Origin of the sequence: Nocardioides sp. LHD-245, from assembly GCF_030929495.1 — a bacterium.
Lineage (GTDB): Bacteria > Actinomycetota > Actinomycetes > Propionibacteriales > Nocardioidaceae > Nocardioides.
This window is the reverse complement of the sequence record NZ_JAVFWN010000007.1, coordinates 16,244-36,920: the sequence shown is the minus strand read 5'-3', so window position 1 is coordinate 36,920 and position 20,677 is coordinate 16,244. Positions and strand designations below refer to the sequence as shown.

Genomic DNA, 20,677 nt, shown 5'->3' with positions numbered 1-20,677 from the left:
GGGCCTCTGCATGCTCAGTCGGTCGCGTCCTCGGCCTTCTCGATCAGCTCCTTGACCACGTCGATGGACCGGATCCGGCCGCTGGTGACGGTGGACCCCTCGGCGGCGAACAGCGAGGTCGGGATGCCGATCAGCTCGCCGTCCTCGTCGATCGCCATGCCGCCGGAGTTGCCGGGGGCGATCCGGGCGTCCGTGTCGAGCTCGGAGCGCGGGCCGAGGTCGGGATCGTTGAGGACGGTAGAGACGACCCCGGTGGTCACGGTGATCGACTCACCGTCACCGGCCACGGCTGGGAAACCGAGCACGGTGATCCGGTCGCCCGCGCGCAGGTCGCCGGAGCTGCCGATCGGGACGGTCGGGAGGTCCAGCTCCCCGTCGAGCTCGCCGCCGTCGGCCGTGGCGTAGATCTGCACGACGGCGACGTCGAGCTCGCCGTCCGCCTCGACCACGCGGGCGCGGTAGGCGGCGCGGGCGTTGGTGTCGGTCCGGCCGTCGGTGAGCGAGACGAGCAGGTAGTCGGGGTCCGCGAGGCGGAGGTCGTCGCCGTACCTGTCCGCGAGCCCGGGCGACTCCGGGGCCGCGACGTGGGCGTTGGTGAGGATCAGGCCGTCCGAGCGGATGATCGAGCCGGACCCGTGGTAGGTGCTGGCGGGGGCGTCGATCCGGTGGCTCTCGGCGGTGATCTTGACCGTGGCGGCCTTCGCCCGGTCCAGGACACCGTCTCCGCCCGAGCGGCGGCCCGGGTCGTCGCCGCCGGCCACGAGCGCGACGCCGACCACGACGGCGACCAGCGTCAGCGCCGTTGCCACGCCGCCCACGACGGCGAGGCGCCGGCGGAGCCGACGGCGGGCGATCCGGTGCTCCTCCTCGGCGGCCGACAGGATCGGGACGAGGGTGAGCTCGGGACCGGCGACGGGATGGCCGAGGCGCAGGGCGACGCGCCCGTCGAAGGCGCGGGTGGCGAGCCGGCGACCGTCGTGGAAGGTGCCCTCGTTGGAGAGGTTGGTGTAGGTCCAGCCGCCCGGGACCGGGTCGATCCGGCCGTGCAGCCGCGAACAGGCCGGGTCGCCCAAGACGACCGTGCAGTCGCTGCGCCTGCCCACGGTGATCTCGGCCGGGTGCCGGAACCGATGCTCGCGGCCCTCGGCGACCAGCAGCAGGTCGGGGCCCGTGCGCGGCGCGGTGGGACCGGCTCGGACCGTGTCCGCGATGTCGGCCGGGCGGTGCGGCAGCGCGAGGACCTGAGTGGCGTCGTCGCCCGAGACCGGCTCCGGATCCGCCGCCGACGATGCCGCGGGCGGGGTGGCCGCCGCGACGTCGTACTCGTCGGCGGGGACGACGACCAGGGTCGCGCCGGTGGAGGGCGGGCCGCAGCGGACCAGGATCCGGCGTTCGACCGGGTACTCGGTGACCCGCTCGTCCTCGACGTAGGTGCCGAACTGGCTGTCGTTGTCGACGAGCACCCAGCCGTAGGCCGTGGCCTGGAGCTCGGCGTGCTGACGCGACACCGAGCCCGCCGTCAGGACGACGTCGGCCTCGACCGCCCGGCCGATCCGGTAGACCTGCTTGCCGTCGAGGCGCACCACCCGGCCCTCGACCTCGACGACGAGTCCGGCGGCGCGGCTCACTCCGCCCCGCCCGGCTCGGGACGGCGCACCTGCACCGCGGCGTTGCGGATCTGGATCCGTGCGCCGGCCACGAGCTCGATGGTGCGGTCCGGCTCCAGCAGGAAGTTCTGGCCACCGGGATAGGCGACCGGCCAGGAGAAGTCGGAGGCGTTGTACAGGCCCCAGCGGTCGGGCGCGTCGGGATGGCGGCGGACCTGGGCGAGCACCTGGGGGTGGTCGACGCCGGAGGTCAGGTGGTCGGAGCGGATGGCGGCCTGCGGGCTGACGGCCACCGTGCGCCGCCCCACGTGGAGGAGGTACGGCGGGCGCACCGGGGTGCCGTCCTGCCAGCAGGTCACGCTGTCGTCGGCCGAGCTCCAGAAGTTCGTGGTGCCGCAGGTCGGGCAGGAGAGCATCCCGTCGCGCAGCCGGTCGAGCGCCTTGATCCACTGGCCCTCGGTGACCCGGGCGCCGGGGTTGTCCATGCCCTCGACGAACGCCTGGACGAACAGGTCGCGCAGGAACTGCGGGTAGATGCCCCAGTACTGCTGCACGATCCTGGCCGGCCGGTTCTCGGCGCGGGTCGGATGCATGCAGAACAGCGGATCCGCCCCGAAGTGGGTCATCAGCCAGTCGGCGTCACGCATGCCGGCATCGGTGCGCTCCCCCTCGAGCGGGTGGCCCAGGAAGAGGGCGTAGAAGAGCAGCACGGCCAGCGAGTGCCGGTCGGTGTCGGTGTTGGGCAGCGTGCGGTAGGTCGTGTCGCGGACCACCTCGGGCGCCATGAAGTACGGCGTGCCCAGCACCCGTCCGGTCCCGTTGTCGATCCCGACGTTGTCGTTGTCGCAGATCAGCACGTCGCCGTTACCGGGGTCGAAGAAGACGTTGCCGAAGGAGATGTCGCGGTAGCACAGGCCCCGCGCGTGCAACCGGAGGAAGCTGTAGCTGAGCTGGCGGCACAGCTCGATGATCGAGGCGAAGGAGACGTCCAGCGCCTTGCCGTCGCGGTCGGCGTTGAGGAGCAGGTAGCTCAGCTCGAGGAAGCGCGGGTGGCGCAGGTGCATCACGTAGCCGAAGCTCGGCTCGGTGCCGACGCGCGCCATGCTCAGCGGCCACAGGAACCGCTGGTGCGGTGAGCCGATCTCGACGAGCTGCTGCATCTCGTCGTACTGCCGGGCGGTGGCGCTCTCGGGCTTGTACCACTTCAGGGCGAGCGGCTCCCCGGCGTCGCGGCGCACCTCGAAGACGTAGCCCTGGCCGCCCTGACCGAGCAACGAGGTCACCCAGGCACGCCCCAACGGACCGAGGTCGACCTCGACGCCCTCTGCCAGCACCATGGCTGTGCCCGACCTCCGTACTCGCGTTCCCCGTGTTCGATGAACCGTGCCAGGCTATAACCTGAGCTGTTCGGGGAGAGTTGAAACCCGACGGCTTCGTAGACCGGTGGAAGGAGGCCGCGATGAGCGATCGGCTCGGGGGTGCGCTGGCGCGCAAGCCGCTGCACTTCATCTTCGTGCTGGACGTGTCGGGGTCGATGCTGCGCGGCGGCCGGATCCAGGCCCTCAACAACGCCATCACCGAGGTCCTCCCCCATCTGCGGGACGAGGCGCGCGCCAACCCGCACGCCGAGCTGCTGGTCCGAGTCCTGGCCTTCGCCAACGAGCCGCAGTGGATCATCGAGGAGCCGACCCCGGTCGACCAGATCCACTGGAAGCGGCTCGAGGCGGTGCCGCGCGGCTTCACCGAGCTCGGCAGCGCCCTGCAGAAGCTGGCCGGCGCCCTCGATCACCTCGACGAGAGCCACAGCGCCTTCCCCCCTGCGATCATCCTGGTCTCCGACGGCCGCCCCACGCAGAGCAGCGGCGTGACCTTCGCCGAGGGCCTGCAGGCGCTGCTCAACAACCGCTGGGGCGCCACCGCCGTCCGGCTCGCCCTGGGCGTGGGCCGCGACGCCGACATGCACTCCCTGCGCCGCTTCATCGGCGACGAGGACGTGCCGCTGCTGCGGGCTGACAACCCCGAGCAGCTCGTCGAGTACATCGTCTGGGCGTCGAAGGCCGCCAGCAAGGTCGCCTCGCGGCCCGTCGTCGGTCCCGGCTCCGGGGTGACGGCGGTGCCGCCGAGCCCGATCGGCGACCCGATCTGGAGCACGCTGGGATGACGGACCGGCCGGAGTCCGATCCGGCGTGGACGACGCTGTCCGGTACGACGATCGGCTCGGTCCACGTCCGGGACCGGCTGCCGCTCCAGGACGCCGTACTCACCTGGGCCGACGCGGGGCAGGGGCAGGCGGTGGTGGCCGTCGCCGACGGCCACGGTCACCACTACCACTTCCGCAGCGACACCGGTGCCGCGCTCGCCGTCGTCAGCGCGGTCGAGGAGCTGCGCCGGGCCCTCCCCGACCTGAGCGCGGCCGACGACGACGCCCGCGACCGCCTCGAGCGTGCTGGCGCCGCCATCGTCGCCACCTGGACCGCGAAGGTCCGCCACCACCTCGCGGCCAACCCCTACTCGGCCGCCGAGGACGAGCTCGGCGCGTCGGCCGACCCGCTGCGCGCGTACGGCTCCACCGTCCTGGCGACCGCCGTCACCGGCGACGTGATGGTCCTGCTCCAGATCGGCGACGGCGACACGGTGCTCGTGGCGTCCGACGGGTCCACCTCCCGCCCGCTCCCCGAGGATCCCGACCTCGACGGCCTGCACACCAGCTCCCTGTGCCAGCCCCGGCCGCTGGACGCCTTGCGGACCGCGGTCGTGGACACCGGGGCCGACCGGGTGGCGCTGGTGTTCCTGTGCACCGACGGCTTCGGCCGCTCCCGCGTCGACGCCGACGGCTGGTGGCGCCAGACCGGCGAGCAACTGCTGGAGTTCTGCCGGACCCGGGGTGTGGAGTGGGTACGCGGGCAGTTGCCGGAGTGGCTGGCCGAGCCCGCCCTCGTCGGCGGCGACGACACCACGATGGCGCTGCTGGTGCGCGGCCAGGGCGTGGCGGGCGGGGTGCGCCCCGACCTGATCGACACGGTGCCGACCCCCTGACCGGACCGCCGACGGGACGCAGAGCTCAGTCGTCCGAGGGCCACCAGGACTCGAGCGCGCCGAGGTCGCCGTCGAAGCTCCATGCGACGCCGTAGCAGTGGCAGTCGCGGGAGTCCCAGTCCCAGTAGAGCGTCGCGGTCTCGCCGGAGCTGTCCAGGTAGGCGTAGTAGCCGCCCTCGGGGTCACCCTCGCCGAAGCGCCAGGTGCCGCCGTCGCCCCGGGTCGTCGCGTCGTCGTACTGCCCCTTGTAGTACCTGCGGTCGGCCTTCAGCTGCTTGCGGGTGGAGTAGCGGCCCACGGTGACGACGATGTCGTCGACACCGGCCTCGCAGCTGCTCTCCTCGGTCTCGCCGGAGAAGTAGGTGCGCTGGCGCGTGCAGGTCGCGACGTCCATGTTGACGTCGATGAACTCGCGCAGGACGGGATGGGCCGGCGCCGTCGGCTCGGCCACCCGGGGCGCGGTGGCGGTGAAGTCGCCGACGACCGCGTCGATGGTGGCCGTGCCCTCCCCCTCCAGCTGGGCCGACTGCAGGGCAATGCGGCTGTCCCAGTAGACAACGGCCGGGTCCGAGGTGCCGCCCCGCTCGGGGTCGAACTCGTAGAGCGCGGTCGTGTCGTTGTCGGCGGTCATGGTGCCGGCGCGGTAGTCGAGGCGCGCCGAGCGGGCGGCGACGAGCGCGCCGTCGTCGGCGTAGGTGACCAGGCGCAGCGATCCCGTGCTGACCGTGCACCGCACGACCTCCACCTCTCCCGCGCCCGGCTCGCCGGCCGCGCAGTCGGTGGCACCCGCGGTGATCGTGCTCGACAGCGCGCCGTAGCGGTCGTCGAGTGCGCCCGGGTCGACGTCGACCGCGGGCGTCGTGGGGCCTTCGGAGGTCCGCGTCCGTGGACGTGGATCGTCTCCGCCGGACAGGGCGACGACCGCGGCGACGCCACCGCCGACCAGGACCACGCCGGCGACGGCCGCGGCGATCCACGGCGCCACGGCGCGCTTCCGGGGCGGCGCGACGCCGGGGCCGGCGGCGGGCATGGCATAGCCGCCCGGCGGATAGGCCGCCGCGGGGGCCGGGTACGCCGAGGCCGGCGGAATGGCCGGCGGAATGGCGGGCGCGGCGGGCGCCGTGGGCGGGGCCGGCCAGGCGGTGGGCGGAGGCAACGGACCTGTCGTGGGCCGGCTGGACCGGTGCCGCAGGACGACGGCGGCGGGCACCCGGCCCACGGCGTACCCGAGCACGGCGGCCGCCCAGCTCGAGGCGGCCAGGTCGTCGCCGCCGCGGTCGCGGGCCAGCCGGGCCCCGGCCTCCTCGACGGCCCGCGCCGGGTCGGCACCGCCCGCGAGCAGCTCGCCGAGGGGCACCAGGACGCCGAAGCGCACGGCGTCGACGAGGAGGTTGATGTCGCCCGTGCTCGCCTGCTCCTCGGTGAGGACGTCGTCGAGGATCCCCCGGAAGCCGGCGGCGTCGTCGAGGATGCCGGGACCGTGCTCGGTCACGAGCGCACGCAGGGCGTCGTGCAGCTCGCTCGCTCCGGTCCCGGCCGCACTCACGTGGTCTCCCAGCGGAACAGCTTGGCGGCCAGCAGGGTGATCACCATGGCGAAGGCGGCCAGGATCAGCAGCGGCACGACGGCCGCCCCCGGCCCCTGCCCCCGCACCATGACGTCGAGCATCCCCTCGTTGAGGTGCTTGAGCGGAAGGATGTCGGAGAACCGCTGCAGCCAGGTCGGCGAGGCGTCGAGCGGGAAGAACGACCCGCTGAGGAAGGCCATCGGCAGGACCAGGAAGTTGGCGAGGTTGACCGCGCCCTCGACGGTCTTCGCCACCGCGCCGGCGAACAGGCCCAGGGCCATGAAGCAGAGCGTCCCGACGATGATCAGCGGCAGCGCCATCCACCACGAGCCGGACAGCTGGAGCCCGAACGCGGCCGCTCCCAGGCCGATGAAGAGCGCGAACTGCATGAGCGCGACTGCCAGGGTCACGGTGATCCGGGCCGCGACGACGGTGCCCGTACCGACCGGGGCGAGCTGGAGGCGACGCAACAGCTTGGACTGTCGCCAGCCCTGCAGCGTCGCGGCGGCACCGAAGGCGGCGCTCATCGCGATCGCCCAGCCCAGCAGCCCCGGGGTGACGAACTGGATGGTGGTCAGTGAGTCGTCCTCGACCTGCTCGGTGACGAGGCTGAACTTCGGCGGAGAGCCGCTGACCGCGACGTTCGTGCCGTCGACGAAGGCGCGGAGCGTGCCCTGGGTGACGGCCGCCTTGACCTGCTCGGTCTGGGTGTAGTGAGCGATGATCTCGTCGCCGCGCTGCTCCAGTGCGACGTCGGCGTCGCCCTTGCGGACCTGCTCGATGGCGTCGTCGAGGTCGTCGCTGTGGGTCACCTCGAAGGTGTCCGCGAACGCCTCGTCGGCGCCCTCGGGCAGCTGCTCGATCAGCGGCACGCTGCCGACCTGGATCATGTCGACCTTCGACTGGTCCTGGCTGGAGAACAGCCCGCCGAAGAGGACGAGGAACATCAGCGGGAAGATCACCGCGAAGAAGACCGAGGCCCGGTCGCGCAGGAAGCCGCGCAGGATGGCGATCGAGAGGGCCCAGAACGGAGACTGGCGGTTCATGCGCGGTACTCCCGTCCGGTGAGGGAGAGGAAGACGTCCTCCAGGGTGCCCGTCTGGACCGTCACGCCGTCGAGATGGTCGCCCGCGGCGAGGACGCCGATGACGCCGGCCGGATCGCGCGTCACGAGCACGACCCCGTCGGCGTCGTCGCGGGTCTCGATCACGCCCGCGATGGCACTCGCCTGCTCGACGGTCAGCGAGCCGGGCGCGACCCGGATCCGGGCGGGTGCGTCGAGACCGCGGACCAGCGCGGCCGGGCTGTCGAACTGGAGGATCCGGCCGTGGTCCATGACCGCGACCCGGTCGCAGAGCACCTCGGCCTCGTCCATGTAGTGCGTGGTGAGCACGACGGTGCGGCCGCTGTCGTTGATGGAGGAGAGCAGGTCCCACAGATTGCGTCGTGCCTGGGGGTCCAGCGCCGCGGTCGGCTCGTCGAGGAACACCAGCTCCGGGTCGTGGACCAGGGCGCACGCGATGGACAGGCGCTGGGCCTGGCCGCCGGAGAGGTCCTCGACGCGGGTGTCGGCCTTGTCGGTGAGCCCGACCCGCTCGACCCACTCGTCGGCGGTGGCCTGCCCGACGCCGTACAGGCTGGCGAACGTGCGGATCTGCTCGCGCGCCGTCAGTCGCTCGAAGAAGGACGACGCCTGGAGCTGGACGCCGATCCGCGGCTGGAGCCGGGGGTTGCGCGGCCACACGGCCTCCCCCAGCACTTCCACGCCGCCGGCGTCGGGCCGGCGCAGGCCCTCGACCATCTCCAGCAGTGTGGTCTTGCCCGCGCCGTTGGGTCCGAGGACGCCCACGAACTCGCCCTCGGCCACGTCGAGGCTCACGTCGTCGACGGCGACCAGGTCGCCGTACCTCTTGGTCAGTCCGGTCACATGGATGGCTGTAGTCATCGGGACCGACCCTAACCGTCGGCTCAGGCCAACAGCCCCCGCACCACGCGCAGGCCGACCGAGACCTTGGCGATGTCGGTCGGCTCGTCGGAGCAGACCGCCGCCAGCGCGCCGATCGCCTTGTCGACGACCCCGCCGGCCTCGGTCTCCCAGGTGGACACCCGGCGAGCGGCCGCCTCCAGGGGATCGTCCGCGCCGGCGACGTCGCCGGTGGCCCCGAGGACCTGCGCGGTGAGCTGGGCGTGGACGGTGTAGAGGTCGTCACGCAGCGCGGCGCGGGCCATCGTCTGCCACTGGTCGGCACGCGGCAGGTCGACGATCCGGCGCTGCAGCACGGTCAGGCCGAGCCGCTCGCCCAGCGCGAAGTGGACCCGTGCCACCTCGGCTGGGGTGAGGTCGTGGCGGTCGGCGATCTCGACGACGTTGAGCAGGGTGTAGGCGACGTCGAAGGACGCGACCCGGGCCGCGAGGTCCTCGGGCACGTCCTGGTCGACCAGCAGCGTCCGCCGGGTCTCGTACGACGCGAGCTCGGCGCCGGTCAGCAGCCGGGGCAGGTCCAGCATGGTCTCCTGCACGGGCCTCGCGAAGAACTCGACGGTGCCCTGGCTGTCGAGCGGGGGCCGCCGGTTGGTGACCAGCCAGCGGGAGGCCCGCTCGACCAGCGTGCGCATCTCGACCCGCATCCGGGTCTGCACCGCCGCGTCGAGCACGTTGTCGTACTGCTCCAGCTCCCGGCGCAGATCGAGCGAGCCGAAGATCTCTCGCGCCACGAAGTTGGCGCGGGTCAGCTCGGCGGCACTGGCGCCGGTCTCGCCGGCGAGGCGCGGCCAGTAGGTCATGCCGGCGCCGTTGACCAGGTCGTTGACGACCTGGGTCACGATGATCTCGCGGCGCAGGGGGTGCTCGCCGATCTGCTCCAGGAACCCGGCCTGGACCGGCTCCGGGAAGTAGGACCGCAGGTCGAGGGCGAGGTACGGGTCCTCCGGGAGGTCGGAGGCCAGCAGCTCCTCGGCCAGGACGATCTTGGTGTAGGCCATGAGCACCGCCAGCTCGGGCTGGCTCAGCACGCCCCCGGCCTCGATCCGGCGCTGCACCTCGCGCTTGGCCGGCAGCGCCTCGAGCTCCCGGTCGAGGAGGCCCTGCGTCTCCAGGTCGCGCATCCACTGCTCGTGGACGTGCAGGAGCGAGACGGCGTTCTTGGCCGCGTTGGCCAGCGCGAGGTTCTGGTCGTAGTTGTCGCGCAGCACCAGCGCGGCGACCTCGTCGGTCATCGACGCGAGCAGCTCGTTGCGCTGCTTGCCGGTCAGGTCACCGGCGGCGACCACCCGGTCGAGCAGGATCTTCAGGTTGACCTCGTGGTCGGAGGTGTCGACCCCGGCGGAGTTGTCGATGAAGTCGGTGTTGATCCGGCCGCCGGCGACGGCGTACTCGATCCGGCCGCGCTGGGTGAAGCCCAGGTTGCCGCCCTCGCCGACGCAGCGCACCCGCAGCTCGCCGCCGTCGACCCGGATGGCGTCGTTGGACTTGTCGCCCGCGTCGGCGTCGGTCTCACTCGCCGCCTTCACGTAGGTGCCGATGCCGCCGTTCCAGAGCAGGTCGACCGGCGCCAGGAGGATGGCCCGCATCAGCTCGGCCGGCGTCAGCTTCCGCACGCCGTCCGCGAGTCCGAGCACCGCGCGGACCTCGGGGCTGATCGGGATCGACTTGGCGCTGCGCGGGTACACGCCGCCGCCGGCCGAGATGAGCGTCTTGTCGTAGTCCTGCCAGCTCGACCGGGGCAGCTCGAAGAGCCGCCGGCGCTCGGCGTACGACGCGGCGGCGTCGGGCTGGGGGTCGAGGAAGATGTCGCGGTGGTCGAAGGCGGCCACCAGGAGGATGTGCTCGGAGCAGAGCATGCCGTTGCCGAAGACGTCACCGGACATGTCGCCGATGCCGACGACGGTGATGTCCTCGTTCTGGCAGTCGACGCCCATCTCGCGGAAGTGCCGGCGCACCGACACCCAGGCGCCCTTGGCGGTGATCCCCATCGCCTTGTGGTCGTAGCCGACCGAGCCGCCGCTGGCGAAGGCGTCGCCCAGCCAGAACCGGTAGTCGGCCGAGACGCCGTTGGCGATGTCGGAGAAGGTCGCGGTGCCCTTGTCGGCGGCGACCACGAGGTAGGAGTCGTCGGCGTCGTGGCGCACGACATCGGGCGGCGGCACCGTGGCGCCGCCGACGAGGTTGTCGGTCACGTCGAGCAGGCCGCGGATGAAGGTCGTGTAGCAGGCCACTCCCTCGGCCAGCCAGGCCTCCCGGTCGGCGCTGTCGGGCAGCTGCTTGGCGTAGAACCCGCCCTTCGCGCCCACCGGCACGATCACGGTGTTCTTCACCATCTGCGCCTTGACCAGGCCGAGGATCTCGGTGCGGAAGTCGTCACGCCGGTCCGACCAGCGCAGACCGCCGCGCGCCACCGCGCCGAAACGCAGGTGCACGCCCTCGACCCGGGGGCTGTAGACGAAGATCTCGAACTTCGGCCGCGGCTCGGGGAGGTCCGGGATCGCCGACGGCTCCAGCTTGAGCGAGAGGTACGGCTTCGGGGCACCGCCGTCGGTCTGGAAGTAGTTGGTCCGCAGGGTGCTGCAGATGTGGGTCAGGTAGGACCGCAGGATCCGGTCGTGGGCGAGGCTGACGACGTCGTCGAGCGCGGTCCGGATCTTGTCGGCCAGGGCTTCCTCGCGCGCGGCGCGGTCGCCCTCGGCGGCGGGGTCGAAGCGCACCTCGAAGAGCGCCACCAGGAGCTGGGCGAGGTCGACGTTGTCGACCAGCGCCTGCTCGATGGAGTCGACCGCGAAGGGGCTGCTGCCCTGCTTCATGTACTTCGCGTAGGCGCGCAGCAGCATCGCCTGCCGCCAGGTGAGCTGGGCGCGCAGCACCAGCCGGTTGAAGCCGTCGGTCTCCGTGTGCCCGTCCCACATGGCGCGCATGGCGGCGGAGAACAGCTCGCGGGCGTGGTCGGGCAGCGCCTCGTCGTAGCGCAGGCCGAAGTCGTAGATGTGGGTGCGCCGCTCCAGGCCGGCCAGCGCGTAGGGCCGCTCGTCGACGACCTCGACGCCCATCGACGACAGCATCGGCAGCACCGCGCTGAGGGAGAGCGGATCGCCGATCCGGAACATCTTGAGGCGGGCCTCGCCGTCGGCCGCGTCGACCTCGGCGTAGAGCGACTGGTCGCGGCCCTCCTCGCCCTGGATCCCCTCGATCCGGCCGAGGTCGACCGCGGCGGTGCGCGGGGTGAAGTCCTCCTTGTAGGCCTCGGGGAAGGCGTCGAGGTAGCGGCGGCCGAGCAGGGCGCCGGCCTCCTCGCCGTACTCCGCGACGACGGCCTGCAGGAAGTCCTCCTGCCACGAGCGGGACGCCTCGATCAGGCGGCGCTCGAGGTCGGCGGTGTCGATGTCGTCGGGGATCAGCTCGCCCTTGGGCAGATGCACGACGAAGTGCACGCGCGCGGTCGTCGACTCGTTGATGCTGACGTTGAACTCGACCGCGTCGGGACCGATCCGGCCCTTGCCGATCTGCTCGATGAGGATCTGCACGAACCGGTGGCGCACGCCGGTGTTGTAGCGGTCGCGCGGGAGGTAGACGAGGACCGAGAGATAGCGCGCGTAGGTGTCGCGCCGGATGAACAGGCGCACGGCGCGACGCTCGCGGGCCCGCATCGCCGCCTCGACGATCGGGGCCAGCTCGTCGACCGGGGTGTGGAACAGCTCGTCGCGGGGGTAGGTCTCAAGCGTGTCGAGGAGCGCGGCGCCGTCGTGGCTGCGGGCGTCGTACCCCCCGCGGGCGAGCACCTCGTCGACCTTCTCCCGCAGCAGCGGGATCCGCAGCAGCGACTCGGTGTAGGCGGCACTGGACAGCAGGCCGAGGAACCGCCGCTCCCCCACGACCTCCCCGTCGGGACCGAAGGTCTTCACGCCCACGTAGTCGAGATAGGCCGGGCGGTGCACCGTGGAGCGGGAGTTGGCCTTGGCCAGGACGAGGAGCCGCTTCTCGCGGGCCTTGGCCTTCACCGCCTCCGGCAGACGGCTGAACGCGATCGAGGTGTCGCCCTCGGCCGGGTTCTCGCGCAGGATGCCGAGTCCGGTGCCCGGGACCGGGCGCAGCACATCGTCCTCCGGCTCACCCGCGACAGCCACCCGGTCGAGGACGTACTCGCGGTAGCCCAGGAAGGTGAAGTGCTCGTCGGCGAGCCAGCCGAGGAGCTCGGCGGCCTGCCGGACCTCGTCGGCGTCGAGCGGCGGCGGGTCGGCGGCCAGGCCGGCGACGACCTCGGCGACCCGCTCCTGCATGGCCGGCCAGTCGTCGACGGAGGCGCGCACGTCGCCGAGCACCCTGCGGCAGTCGGCCGCGACCTGCTCGGGGGTGTCGTCGCCCTCGCCGCTGAGCCGGCCGATCTCGACGTGCATCCAGGACTCGCGGACCAGGCCCTCGGCCGGCGCCGTGGACCCGGACGCCACCGGCTCCGCCGAGACCAGGCGACCCGCCTCGTCGCGGCGTACGTCGAAGGTCGGGTGGACCACGGTGCGCACCTCGTGGAGGCCCCGGGAGAGCTCCATGGTCAGCGAGTCGACCAGGAACGGCGTGTCGTCGGCGACGACCTCGACGACGGAGTGGCCGCCGGCCGACCAGCCGTTCTCGGCCACGGTGGGCGTGTGCACCCGGACCTTGGCCTGCCCCGGCGCGCGCTCGAGCGCGAGATGGTGGTGAGCGGCGAAGGCGCCGTAGACGTCGAGATCGCTGCGGCTGGCGAGCTCCTCGGTCGCGACGTGCCGGTAGTAGGCCGGCAGCAGCGCGGGGAGCGCATCACGGGGCGGCGCCCCGGGCCCCTTGGCCGGTCCGGCCGCAGCGGCGGCCTGCTCGAAGATGCGGTCACGGTCTGCCCCCTGTGCCGAGGGCGGCGGCGTCGTCATTGACACACCTCGACCCTAGGACCTGGCCATGACCGCTCACAACCGGGACATGCGCCATGATGTCTCGTATGCGACACAGTCGAGAGCTCCCCTACGACGCCGCCCCGGACGAGGTGTTCGCCATGCTCGCGGACCCCGCCTTCCGGGAGAAGGTCGCTGCCGCGCAGGAGGTCGTCTCGATCGAGGTGAGCGTCACTCCGGCCGGGTCCGGTTTCTCCCTGGTCAGCGACCAGGTGCAGAACACCGCCGGACTGCCTGCCATCGCGAAGAAGATCGCCGGCGACACCACCCGCGCGGTGGTCCGCGAGGAGTGGGCCGACGCCACATCCGGCACGATCGAGATCACCGCGCCCGGCAAGCCGACCAGGGCAGTTGGCAGCCTCCGTCTCACGCCCTCCGCGGCGGGTACGACGTACGTCCAGGAGCTCGAGGTCACCGTCAAGGTCCCGCTGGTGGCCGGCAAGCTCGAGAAGCTGATGGTCGACAACATCGACGCCGGTCTCACCGTGGAGCACGCGGTGGGCACGGCCTGGTTGAAGGGAGAGCGCTGAGATGGCGACCCGACTGGTGCACGAGATGACCTACGACGCCACCGCGATCGAGGTCGCGGCGATGCTCACCGACCCGGTCTTCCGGGAGACGGTCTGCCGCAACCAGCGCGCGACGTCGTACGCCGTCGAGATCGAGGGCAATGTCGACGCGAAGGCCGTGCGGATCGAGATGGAGCAGCCGACCGACAAGGTGCCGGCGTTCGCGAAGAAGTTCATCGGCGCGACCACCACGATCGTGCAGACCGAGACCTGGTCGAGCCCCCATGCCGCGACCATCACGGTGGGCATCCCGGGCAAGCCCGGCGAGATCAACGGCACGGTCCGGCTCAACGAGTCCGACGGCGTCACCACGGAGACCGTCGAGCTGGAGATCAAGGTGAAGATCCCGCTCGTCGCGGGCAAGATCGAGGAGTTGCTGGCCAAGCTGCTCGGCAGCGCGCTGCGCGCCGAGGAGCGCACCGGCAAGGAGTGGCTCAGCCGCTAGCCGGGGTCGTGCGGCTCGGGGCGGCCCGGACGTGGGCGCGTTCGCCCTGCTTGCCGATCAGGCTGAGGTACTCCACGGGGCCTGCACTGGTGGCCGCGGTCCAGTGCGGGGTGCGGGTGTCGAACTCCGCGGCCTCGCCGGGCTCCAGGATGAGATCGTGCTCCCCCAGCACGAGTCGGAGCCGTCCGTTGAGGACATAGAGCCAGTCGTACCCCTCGTGGACACGCAGGTCGGGCTCGGCGTCGTCGCGACCTGTCGGGAGCACGAACTTGTAGGCCTGGATCCCGCCTGGCCTACGGGTCAGGGGAAGGATCGTGGATCCGTCCGCGCACGAGATGGGGCGCAGGTTGACGCGGGGGTTCCCGGTCGGTGGTGCGTCGACCAGCTCGTCGAGGGTGACGCCGTAGGCGCGGGCCAGGGGCAACAGCTGCTCCAGGGTGGGTCGCCGTAGGCCGGCCTCGAGCCGGGACAGGGTGCTGGTCGAGATCCCGGTCTCCTCGGCGAGATCGCTGAGGGTGATGTCGCGCCGCTGGCGCAGCTGCCTGAGACGCGGTCCGACGGCGTCGAGGGTGCGGCCGGTCGTGTCGTCCATGCCGCCAGTTTGCCATTCGGCAACAACGTTTGCGAATCCGCCCGATGCGGCTCACGATCGAGATGCAGGCATGAGACACGTGAGGAAGGCCGCGATGACGCACTCGTTCGACAAGGACTACTGGGACCAGCACTGGCGCAGCGAGCGCACCGGCGCCCCCGCGACCGAAGCGGTCGCTCCGCCCAACCCGCACCTGCTGCAGGAAGTCGGTGACCTCGAGCCCGGGACGGCGCTCGATGCCGGATGTGGCGCGGGTGCGGAAGCGATCTGGCTCGCGTCGCACGGCTGGCAGGTCACCGCCGCGGACATCGCGGACCGGGCGCTGGCCCGTGCGGCCGAGCGGGCCGCCGCGAGCGGCGTCGCGGATCGGGTCCGGTGGGTCCACGCCGACCTGTCCCGCTGGAAGCCGGACACGACCTACGACCTGGTCACCACCCACTACGCGCACCCAGCCCTGCCCCAGCTGGCGTTCTACGACCGCGTCGCGGCCTGGGTGGCCCCCGGCGGCACCCTGCTGATCGTCGGGCACCTTCACCACGACCACGGACCCGGACGCGAACCAGGCCGGGAGGAACCTCCGGCCGCGGCGTCCGTGACGGCCGCCGAGATCACGGCTCGACTCGATCCGACCGAGTGGGACGTCGTCACCGCCGAGGAGTCACACCGCGCGGTGACCGGCCACCCCGCGGGCGCGGTCACCCTGCACGACGTCGTCGTTCGGGCGACCCGGCGCCGCTGACCCGGCTGTCCGGCTCGCCGCTGCCCGGTCCGGGCACCGGCGCGTCCTCGTCCCGCCTCTGGCGGACAGAAGGGAATCCCCATGAGCACGAACCCCTCGTCGGCCACCGCCGACGCCCCGACCATCCACGACGCCCGACGGCGCCGCGCGATCCTGATCGCCGTCTGCATCGCGCTGATGGCCGTCATCGCGTCCGTCACCGGTCTCAACGTCGCCCAGCCCGAGCTCGCCCTCGAGTTCGACGCCTCGCAGAGCACCGTGCTGTGGTTCATCAACCTCTACACGATCAGCCTCGCCGCACTGCTCCTGCCGCTGGGTGCTCTGGGCGACCGGGTCGGCCGCAAGCCGGTGCTGCTCGTGGGCCTGGCAGTCTTCGGCGGCGCGAACGTGGCTGCCGGCCTGGCGTCCTCGTCGGAGCTGATGCTCGCCTCCAGATTCGCGGCCGGCGTGGGCGCGGCCATGATCATGCCGGTCACCCTGGCCGTGATCACCTCGACCTTCCCCGAGGAGGAGCGTGCCAAGGGCATCGGCGTGTGGACCGGAGTCGCGGGTGGTGGCGGCATCCTCGGCATGTACCTGTCCGCCCTGCTCGTCGATGTCGCCAGCTGGCGTTGGCTCTTCGTCCTGCCTGTCGCACTGGTCCTCGTCGCGGCCCTGATGGTCGTCCGGTCGGTGCCCAACTCCCGCGAGCGCACCGCGCACCCGTTCGACATCGTCGGCTCGACCACGTCGGCCCTCGCCGTGCTCGGGCTGATCTTCGCCCTCCACGAGGGGCCGGTGCACGGGTGGACCGAGCCCGCCACCCTCGTCGGCCTGGTCGGAGGCCTCGTCGCCGCGGGCGCCTTCGTCACGTGCGAGCTGCGCCGGATGGCACCGCTGCTCGACGTACGGCTCTTCCGCGAACGCGGCCTGGCCAGCGGATCGGTCTCGCTGCTGGCGGTCTTCGGCGTGCAGGCCGGGATCTTCGTGGTGCTCTTCCCGTTCCTCCAGGCCGTGCTCGGCTGGTCGGCGCTGCGCGCCACGCTGGCGATGATGCCCATGGCCCTGCTGATGATGCTCGCCTCCGGACTCGCCCCGCAGCTCGCAGCGCGGGTCGGCGCCCGCGCCACCATGGCCACCGGCATCCTCCTCGGTGGCACCGGCCTCGCCCTGATGGCCGGCCTGGTCTCGGTCGACGACGGCTACGCCGCGGTCCTGCCCGGCATGCTCGCCATGGGCGTGGGCATGGGGCTGTCGATGACACCCTCGACCGAGGCGATCACGAGCTCGCTGCCGCGCGAGCGCCAAGGCGTCGCGTCCGCGCTCAACGACGTCACCCGCGAGTTCGGCACAGCCCTGGGCGTCGCCCTGCTCGGCGCGATCCTCTCGGCCGGCTATCGCCATGCCATCGACGACCAGCTCGACGGCGTCCCGAAGGACATGGCCGACGCCGCGCGCGAGGGCGTAGCGAACGCCGTCGCCGCCGCCGATCCTGCCGCTCCGCAGTCGCACGCGCTGGTCCGCGCCGCGCAGGAGTCGTTCGTCGAAGGCTGGCAGCACGCCATGTGGGCAGGAACCACGGTCATGGGCGTGCTGTTCGTCTACGTGCTCGCTCGCGGTCCCGTCCGCTCCGCCCCGGCTGCCCCGGCTGCCCCGGCTGCCCCGGCCGTCACCGGGGCAACCTGATGCCCCGACCAGGCTCAGCCGTGCTCGGTGTCGGCCGGGGTGTCAGCCGGGGTGTCGGCCGGGGTGTCGGCCCGCGCCTCCGCGCGGCGGCGGAAGAAGATGACGATCCCCAGGACCACGAACGGCCCGAAGGCGAGCACGATCGTCGCGATCTGCTCGACGGGATGCAGGGCACCGAGATGCAGCGCGATCATGACTCGTCCTTCGCCGGGCCCTTCCTGGCCGTCGTACGGCGCCCCCGGGGCGCACGCTGTCGGGTGGCCGAGGACAGGTCGATCAGCTCGTCGAGCGCCTCGCGCACGCAGGCACCCAGGAGCTCGGCGTCGGGGATCCAGTCGCGGTCGGCGGTGATGCCGTAGAACACCCCGCCGTCGTACGACGTCACGCCGATCGCCAACGGATGGCCGGGCGTCAGCGGCGGGACCGGGTAGCTGGCGAGCATCCGCGCGCCGGCGGCGTACAGCGGGGCCTGGGGGCCGGGGACGTTGGTGACCGAGAGCTGGTAGCCGCGGCGCAGCTCGGCCGAGGCCACGCGCGACCCGATCGCGTGGAAGGTGGTCGGCGCGAAGCCGGCGATCCCGGCGAGCCGGTTGGCGGCGACGCTGCGGCCGGTGTCCTTGTGCGCCTGGAAGGAGTAGGAGACCTGGTGCAGGCGCACGACCGGGCTCGGCTCCCCCACCGGCAGGTCGACGAAGTGCGCGGCGATCTGGGTGCCGAGCGAGGTGGCCTCGAGCTCCTCGTCGATGACCGAGACGGGGACGACGGCGCGCACCTGGCGCAGGCCGCCGAGTGACTCGGCGCGGGTCATCAGCCAGGCCCGCAGGGCGCCGGTGACGGTGGCGAGGATGACGTCGTTGACGGTGCCGCCATGGGCCTCGCGGATCCGGCGGTAGTCGGCGAGGCAGGTCTCGATGGTGACGATCCGGCGCTGCTGGGAGAGCGGTCCGTTGATGACGCCGCCGGTCTTGGGCCGGCGGCCGGTCGCGGCCGCCAGGAAGGAGCGGGCCCGCTCGCTGCGCCGGTCGGCGGTGCGCGCCAGGGCGCGCGAGCCGGTGCGGACGGTGTCGATCAGCTCACCGGGGTCGGTGAGGTTGTCGCGCACCGCACCGCCCAGCAGGTGGGCCGGGTTGGGTGGGCGCCGCGGCGCCCAGTCGTCGGGATCGAGCGCGCGGGCCTCGGGCTGGAGGTCGAGCAGGAGCTGGCCGAGGTCGACGGTGTGGACGCCGTCGACGAGCGCCTGGTGCGCCTTGGAGAGCAGCGCGACCCGGCCGCCCTCGAGGCCCTCGACGAAGTAGATCTCCCACAGCGGGCGGCTGCGGTCGAGCGGGCGGGACACGATCCGCGCGACCAGCTCGAGGAGCTGGGCGGACGTGCCGGGGCGCGGGAGCGCGGAGCGGCGTACGTGGAAGCCGAGGTCGAACTTCTCGTCGTCGACCCACACCGGGTTGGCCAGATGGCCGGGGATCGCCTGCAGCCGCTGCCGGTAGCGCGGCACGAACGCGATCCGGTCGCGGACCAGCGCCACGAGGCGGGCGTGGTCGAACGCGTCAGGCCCCTCGCCGGGATCGAAGATCTCGATGGTCGCGTTGTGCTGCGGCGTCTGCGGCGACTCCTGCTCGAGGAACGTCAGATCGCGTGGACGCACCCGATCGACCACGTCGTACTCCCGCCTCTGGACGGATCCCCGGACGATCGGCGACCGGCCCCATCGGGTCGCCTTGGGATCACATGAGATTCTGGCAGACGACACCGATCATCCGCGGATTCGTCCGCGGGTGTTCTGCGATGAGGAGGAAGCATGCAGCGGCTGCGCATCGTCGGCGCGGCGCTCGCCGGGATCATGCTCCTCGGGACCGCCACCGCGTGCGGCTCCGGGGACGAGGCGAGCACCGACGAGAAGGTCGTCGTCGACATCACCGTCAAGGACGGCGAGATCACGCCGAAGGGCGACCGGGTCAAGGTCTCCGCCGGCCAGCCGATCGACCTCGTCGTGACCGCCGACACCGCCGGCTCGCTGCACATGCACTCCGACCCGGAGCAGGAGTTCGCCTACGACGTCGGGACGAAGACGTTCCCGATCTCGATCGACCGGCCCGGCGTCATCGAGGTGGAGTCGCACGACCCGGCGCAGATCATCGTGCAGCTCGAAGTCCGATGAGCCCCGCCTCCGGCACCGTCGAGGCCCACGGCATCGGCGGCCAGGCCGACCTGCCGATCTCGCTCGAGCTCGCGGTGTCCGGCGCCGTCGCCGCGCTCGTCGTCTCCTTCACCGTCCTGGCCGTGGCCTGGCGGCGCCCCCGGTACGACGCGGGCACGTTCCCCGGCATCCCGGCGCCCCGCTTCCTCGACGTCGTCACCGCCTCTCCCGCCTTCCGGATCGCGCTGCGCGTGATCGGCATGGTGATCGCCCTGTTCGCCGTGTTCACGGCGGTCTTCGGCCAGGACAGCCTGACGAACCCGTTCTTCGGGATCGTCTACGTCTGGTGGTGGGTCGGCCTGATCTTCGCCTCGGCCGTGTTCGGCCCGGTGTGGCGGGCGATCAGCCCGGTCCGGACGATCAACGCGGGCATCGCCCGGCTCTCGGGCAGCGACCCCGACGAGGGCCTGGTCGACTACCCCGCCTGGCTCGGCTACTGGCCGGCGGCGCTCGGCCTCTTCGCGTTCGTCTGGCTGGAGCTGGCGTCCAGGACCCCGACCGAGCTGGGCTCGGTGCGCCTGTGGTGCGCGATCTACGTCGGCGCGATGCTCATCGGCGGCGCGATCTTCGGCAACCGCTTCTACGAGAGCGCCGATCCTTTCGAGGTCTACTCGTCGCTCATCGCCAAGCTGTCGCCGTGGGCGCGGGTGGACGGGCGCCTGGTCCTCCGCAGCCCGCTGGCCAACCTGGCGACGATCCCGTCGACGCCCGGCCTGATCGGCGTCGTGGGCGTCCTGTTCGGCAGCACCGCCTTCGACTCCTTCGCGGAGTCGTCCTTCTGGGTCAAGACCTACCAGAACGCGTCGGTGAGCAAGTTCCTGCTCGACAACGTGGCGCTGGTGGTGTTCTGCGTGGCGGCGGGACTGCTGTTCAGCATCGGCAGCGCGCTCACCCCGTCACGCGAGGGACTGTCGCGGCGCGACCTGCCGCGCCGCTACGCCCACTCGATCGTGCCGATCATCCTCGGCTACATCGTCGCGCATTACCTGACCCTGTTCATCGACGTCGGGACGCAGACCCTGGCGCGGGCCAGCGACCCGCTGGGCAAGGGGTGGGACATCCTCGGTACGGCGGCAATCGAGCCGTCGTACTGGTTCTCGTATCACCCGGAGGTCCTCGCCACCATCAAGGTGCTCGCCGTCGTGGTCGGGCACGTCGTGGCGGCCGTGGCGGCGCACGACCGGGCGCTGAGCCTGCTTCCGCCGCGCGACCAGATCACCGGACAGCTCCCGCTGCTGGTCGTGATGGTCGGGTTCACGGCCGGCGGGCTGTTCCTGCTGTTCAGCGCCTGACCGGCACCCGTCCCCGGGACGCCGGCATCGACTGCTCTGCTGGCGTATGAGCGTTCAAC

Annotated in this window: 17 protein-coding genes; 8 read left to right on the top strand and 9 right to left on the bottom strand. The window is 72.1% G+C overall.

Annotated features, from left to right (window positions below; genetic code table 11):
* Window positions 1-14: 14 nt before the first annotated feature.
* Together RB608_RS12340 and RB608_RS12335 are read right to left on the bottom strand one after the other, a co-directional pair.
* On the bottom strand, window positions 15-1,628 hold the full coding sequence (locus RB608_RS12340) for a trypsin-like peptidase domain-containing protein (protein WP_308088228.1): 1,614 nt from the start codon (window positions 1,626-1,628) through the stop codon (window positions 15-17).
* Window positions 1,625-2,944 (bottom strand): hypothetical protein, encoded by a 1,320-nt coding sequence (locus RB608_RS12335; protein ID WP_308088227.1) that lies wholly within the window; start codon window positions 2,942-2,944, stop codon window positions 1,625-1,627. Before RB608_RS12335 ends, RB608_RS12340 begins: the two co-directional genes overlap by 4 nt.
* A 122-nt stretch (window positions 2,945-3,066) precedes the next feature.
* Here RB608_RS12335 and RB608_RS12330 point away from each other — a divergent pair, with 122 nt between their 5' ends.
* Window positions 3,067-3,768: a VWA domain-containing protein gene (locus RB608_RS12330; RefSeq protein WP_308088226.1), complete on the top strand. Its 702-nt coding sequence runs from the start codon at window positions 3,067-3,069 to the stop codon at window positions 3,766-3,768.
* Window positions 3,765-4,643, top strand: a complete 879-nt coding sequence (locus RB608_RS12325) for a protein phosphatase 2C domain-containing protein (protein WP_308088225.1) — start codon at window positions 3,765-3,767, stop codon at window positions 4,641-4,643. The genes RB608_RS12330 and RB608_RS12325 overlap by 4 nt, the downstream gene beginning before the upstream one ends.
* 25 nt (window positions 4,644-4,668) lie before the next feature.
* Here the strand turns inward: RB608_RS12325 and RB608_RS12320 are convergent, their stop codons facing one another.
* From RB608_RS12320 to RB608_RS12305, 4 genes are read right to left on the bottom strand one after another with little or no spacing between them, the layout of a single operon-like run.
* Window positions 4,669-6,189 (bottom strand): hypothetical protein, encoded by a 1,521-nt coding sequence (locus RB608_RS12320; RefSeq protein ID WP_308088224.1) that lies wholly within the window; start codon window positions 6,187-6,189, stop codon window positions 4,669-4,671.
* On the bottom strand, window positions 6,186-7,256 hold the full coding sequence (locus RB608_RS12315; RefSeq protein ID WP_308088223.1) for an ABC transporter permease: 1,071 nt from the start codon (window positions 7,254-7,256) through the stop codon (window positions 6,186-6,188). The genes RB608_RS12320 and RB608_RS12315 overlap by 4 nt, the downstream gene beginning before the upstream one ends.
* On the bottom strand, window positions 7,253-8,155 hold the full coding sequence (locus RB608_RS12310) for an ABC transporter ATP-binding protein (RefSeq protein ID WP_308088222.1): 903 nt from the start codon (window positions 8,153-8,155) through the stop codon (window positions 7,253-7,255). The genes RB608_RS12315 and RB608_RS12310 overlap by 4 nt, the downstream gene beginning before the upstream one ends.
* A 23-nt stretch (window positions 8,156-8,178) precedes the next feature.
* The gene (locus tag RB608_RS12305) at window positions 8,179-13,098 is read right to left on the bottom strand and encodes an NAD-glutamate dehydrogenase (RefSeq protein WP_308088221.1); all 4,920 of its coding nucleotides are present in this window, start codon (window positions 13,096-13,098) and stop codon (window positions 8,179-8,181) included.
* A gap of 68 nt (window positions 13,099-13,166) precedes the next feature.
* On the opposite strand from RB608_RS12305, the gene RB608_RS12300 reads away from it, so the two are divergent.
* Both RB608_RS12300 and RB608_RS12295 read left to right on the top strand, forming a co-directional pair.
* Window positions 13,167-13,649, top strand: a complete 483-nt coding sequence (locus RB608_RS12300) for a DUF2505 domain-containing protein (RefSeq protein WP_308088220.1) — start codon at window positions 13,167-13,169, stop codon at window positions 13,647-13,649.
* Window position 13,650: 1 nt separating this feature from the next.
* A complete protein-coding gene (locus RB608_RS12295; RefSeq protein WP_308088219.1) occupies window positions 13,651-14,133 on the top strand; it encodes a DUF2505 domain-containing protein in 483 nt (160 codons plus the stop codon).
* Here the strand turns inward: RB608_RS12295 and RB608_RS12290 are convergent.
* Window positions 14,123-14,725 (bottom strand): XRE family transcriptional regulator, encoded by a 603-nt coding sequence (locus RB608_RS12290; RefSeq protein ID WP_308088218.1) that lies wholly within the window; start codon window positions 14,723-14,725, stop codon window positions 14,123-14,125. The genes RB608_RS12295 and RB608_RS12290 overlap by 11 nt on opposite strands.
* A gap of 94 nt (window positions 14,726-14,819) precedes the next feature.
* Here RB608_RS12290 and RB608_RS12285 point away from each other — a divergent pair, with 94 nt between their 5' ends.
* Window positions 14,820-15,464 carry a class I SAM-dependent methyltransferase gene (locus tag RB608_RS12285; RefSeq protein WP_308088217.1) on the top strand — a complete coding sequence of 215 codons (645 nt, stop codon included), beginning with the start codon at window positions 14,820-14,822 and terminating at the stop codon, window positions 15,462-15,464.
* A gap of 81 nt (window positions 15,465-15,545) precedes the next feature.
* Entirely contained in the window at window positions 15,546-17,129 is a 1,584-nt protein-coding gene (locus RB608_RS12280) for an MFS transporter (protein WP_308088216.1), read from the top strand.
* 14 nt (window positions 17,130-17,143) lie between these two features.
* Here the strand turns inward: RB608_RS12280 and RB608_RS12275 are convergent, their stop codons facing one another.
* Both RB608_RS12275 and RB608_RS12270 read right to left on the bottom strand, forming a co-directional pair.
* On the bottom strand, window positions 17,144-17,323 hold the full coding sequence (locus tag RB608_RS12275; RefSeq protein ID WP_308088215.1) for a hypothetical protein: 180 nt from the start codon (window positions 17,321-17,323) through the stop codon (window positions 17,144-17,146).
* Window positions 17,320-18,786 carry a wax ester/triacylglycerol synthase family O-acyltransferase gene (locus RB608_RS12270; RefSeq protein WP_308088214.1) on the bottom strand — a complete coding sequence of 489 codons (1,467 nt, stop codon included), beginning with the start codon at window positions 18,784-18,786 and terminating at the stop codon, window positions 17,320-17,322. Before RB608_RS12270 ends, RB608_RS12275 begins: the two co-directional genes overlap by 4 nt.
* Window positions 18,787-18,927: 141 nt before the next feature.
* Here RB608_RS12270 and RB608_RS12265 point away from each other — a divergent pair, with 141 nt between their 5' ends.
* Both RB608_RS12265 and RB608_RS12260 read left to right on the top strand, forming a co-directional pair.
* Entirely contained in the window at window positions 18,928-19,287 is a 360-nt protein-coding gene (locus RB608_RS12265; RefSeq protein ID WP_308088213.1) for a hypothetical protein, read from the top strand.
* Complete coding sequence (locus tag RB608_RS12260) at window positions 19,284-20,618, top strand: hypothetical protein (protein ID WP_308088212.1); 1,335 nt, start codon at window positions 19,284-19,286, stop codon at window positions 20,616-20,618. The genes RB608_RS12265 and RB608_RS12260 overlap by 4 nt, the downstream gene beginning before the upstream one ends.
* Window positions 20,619-20,677 lie beyond the last annotated feature (59 nt).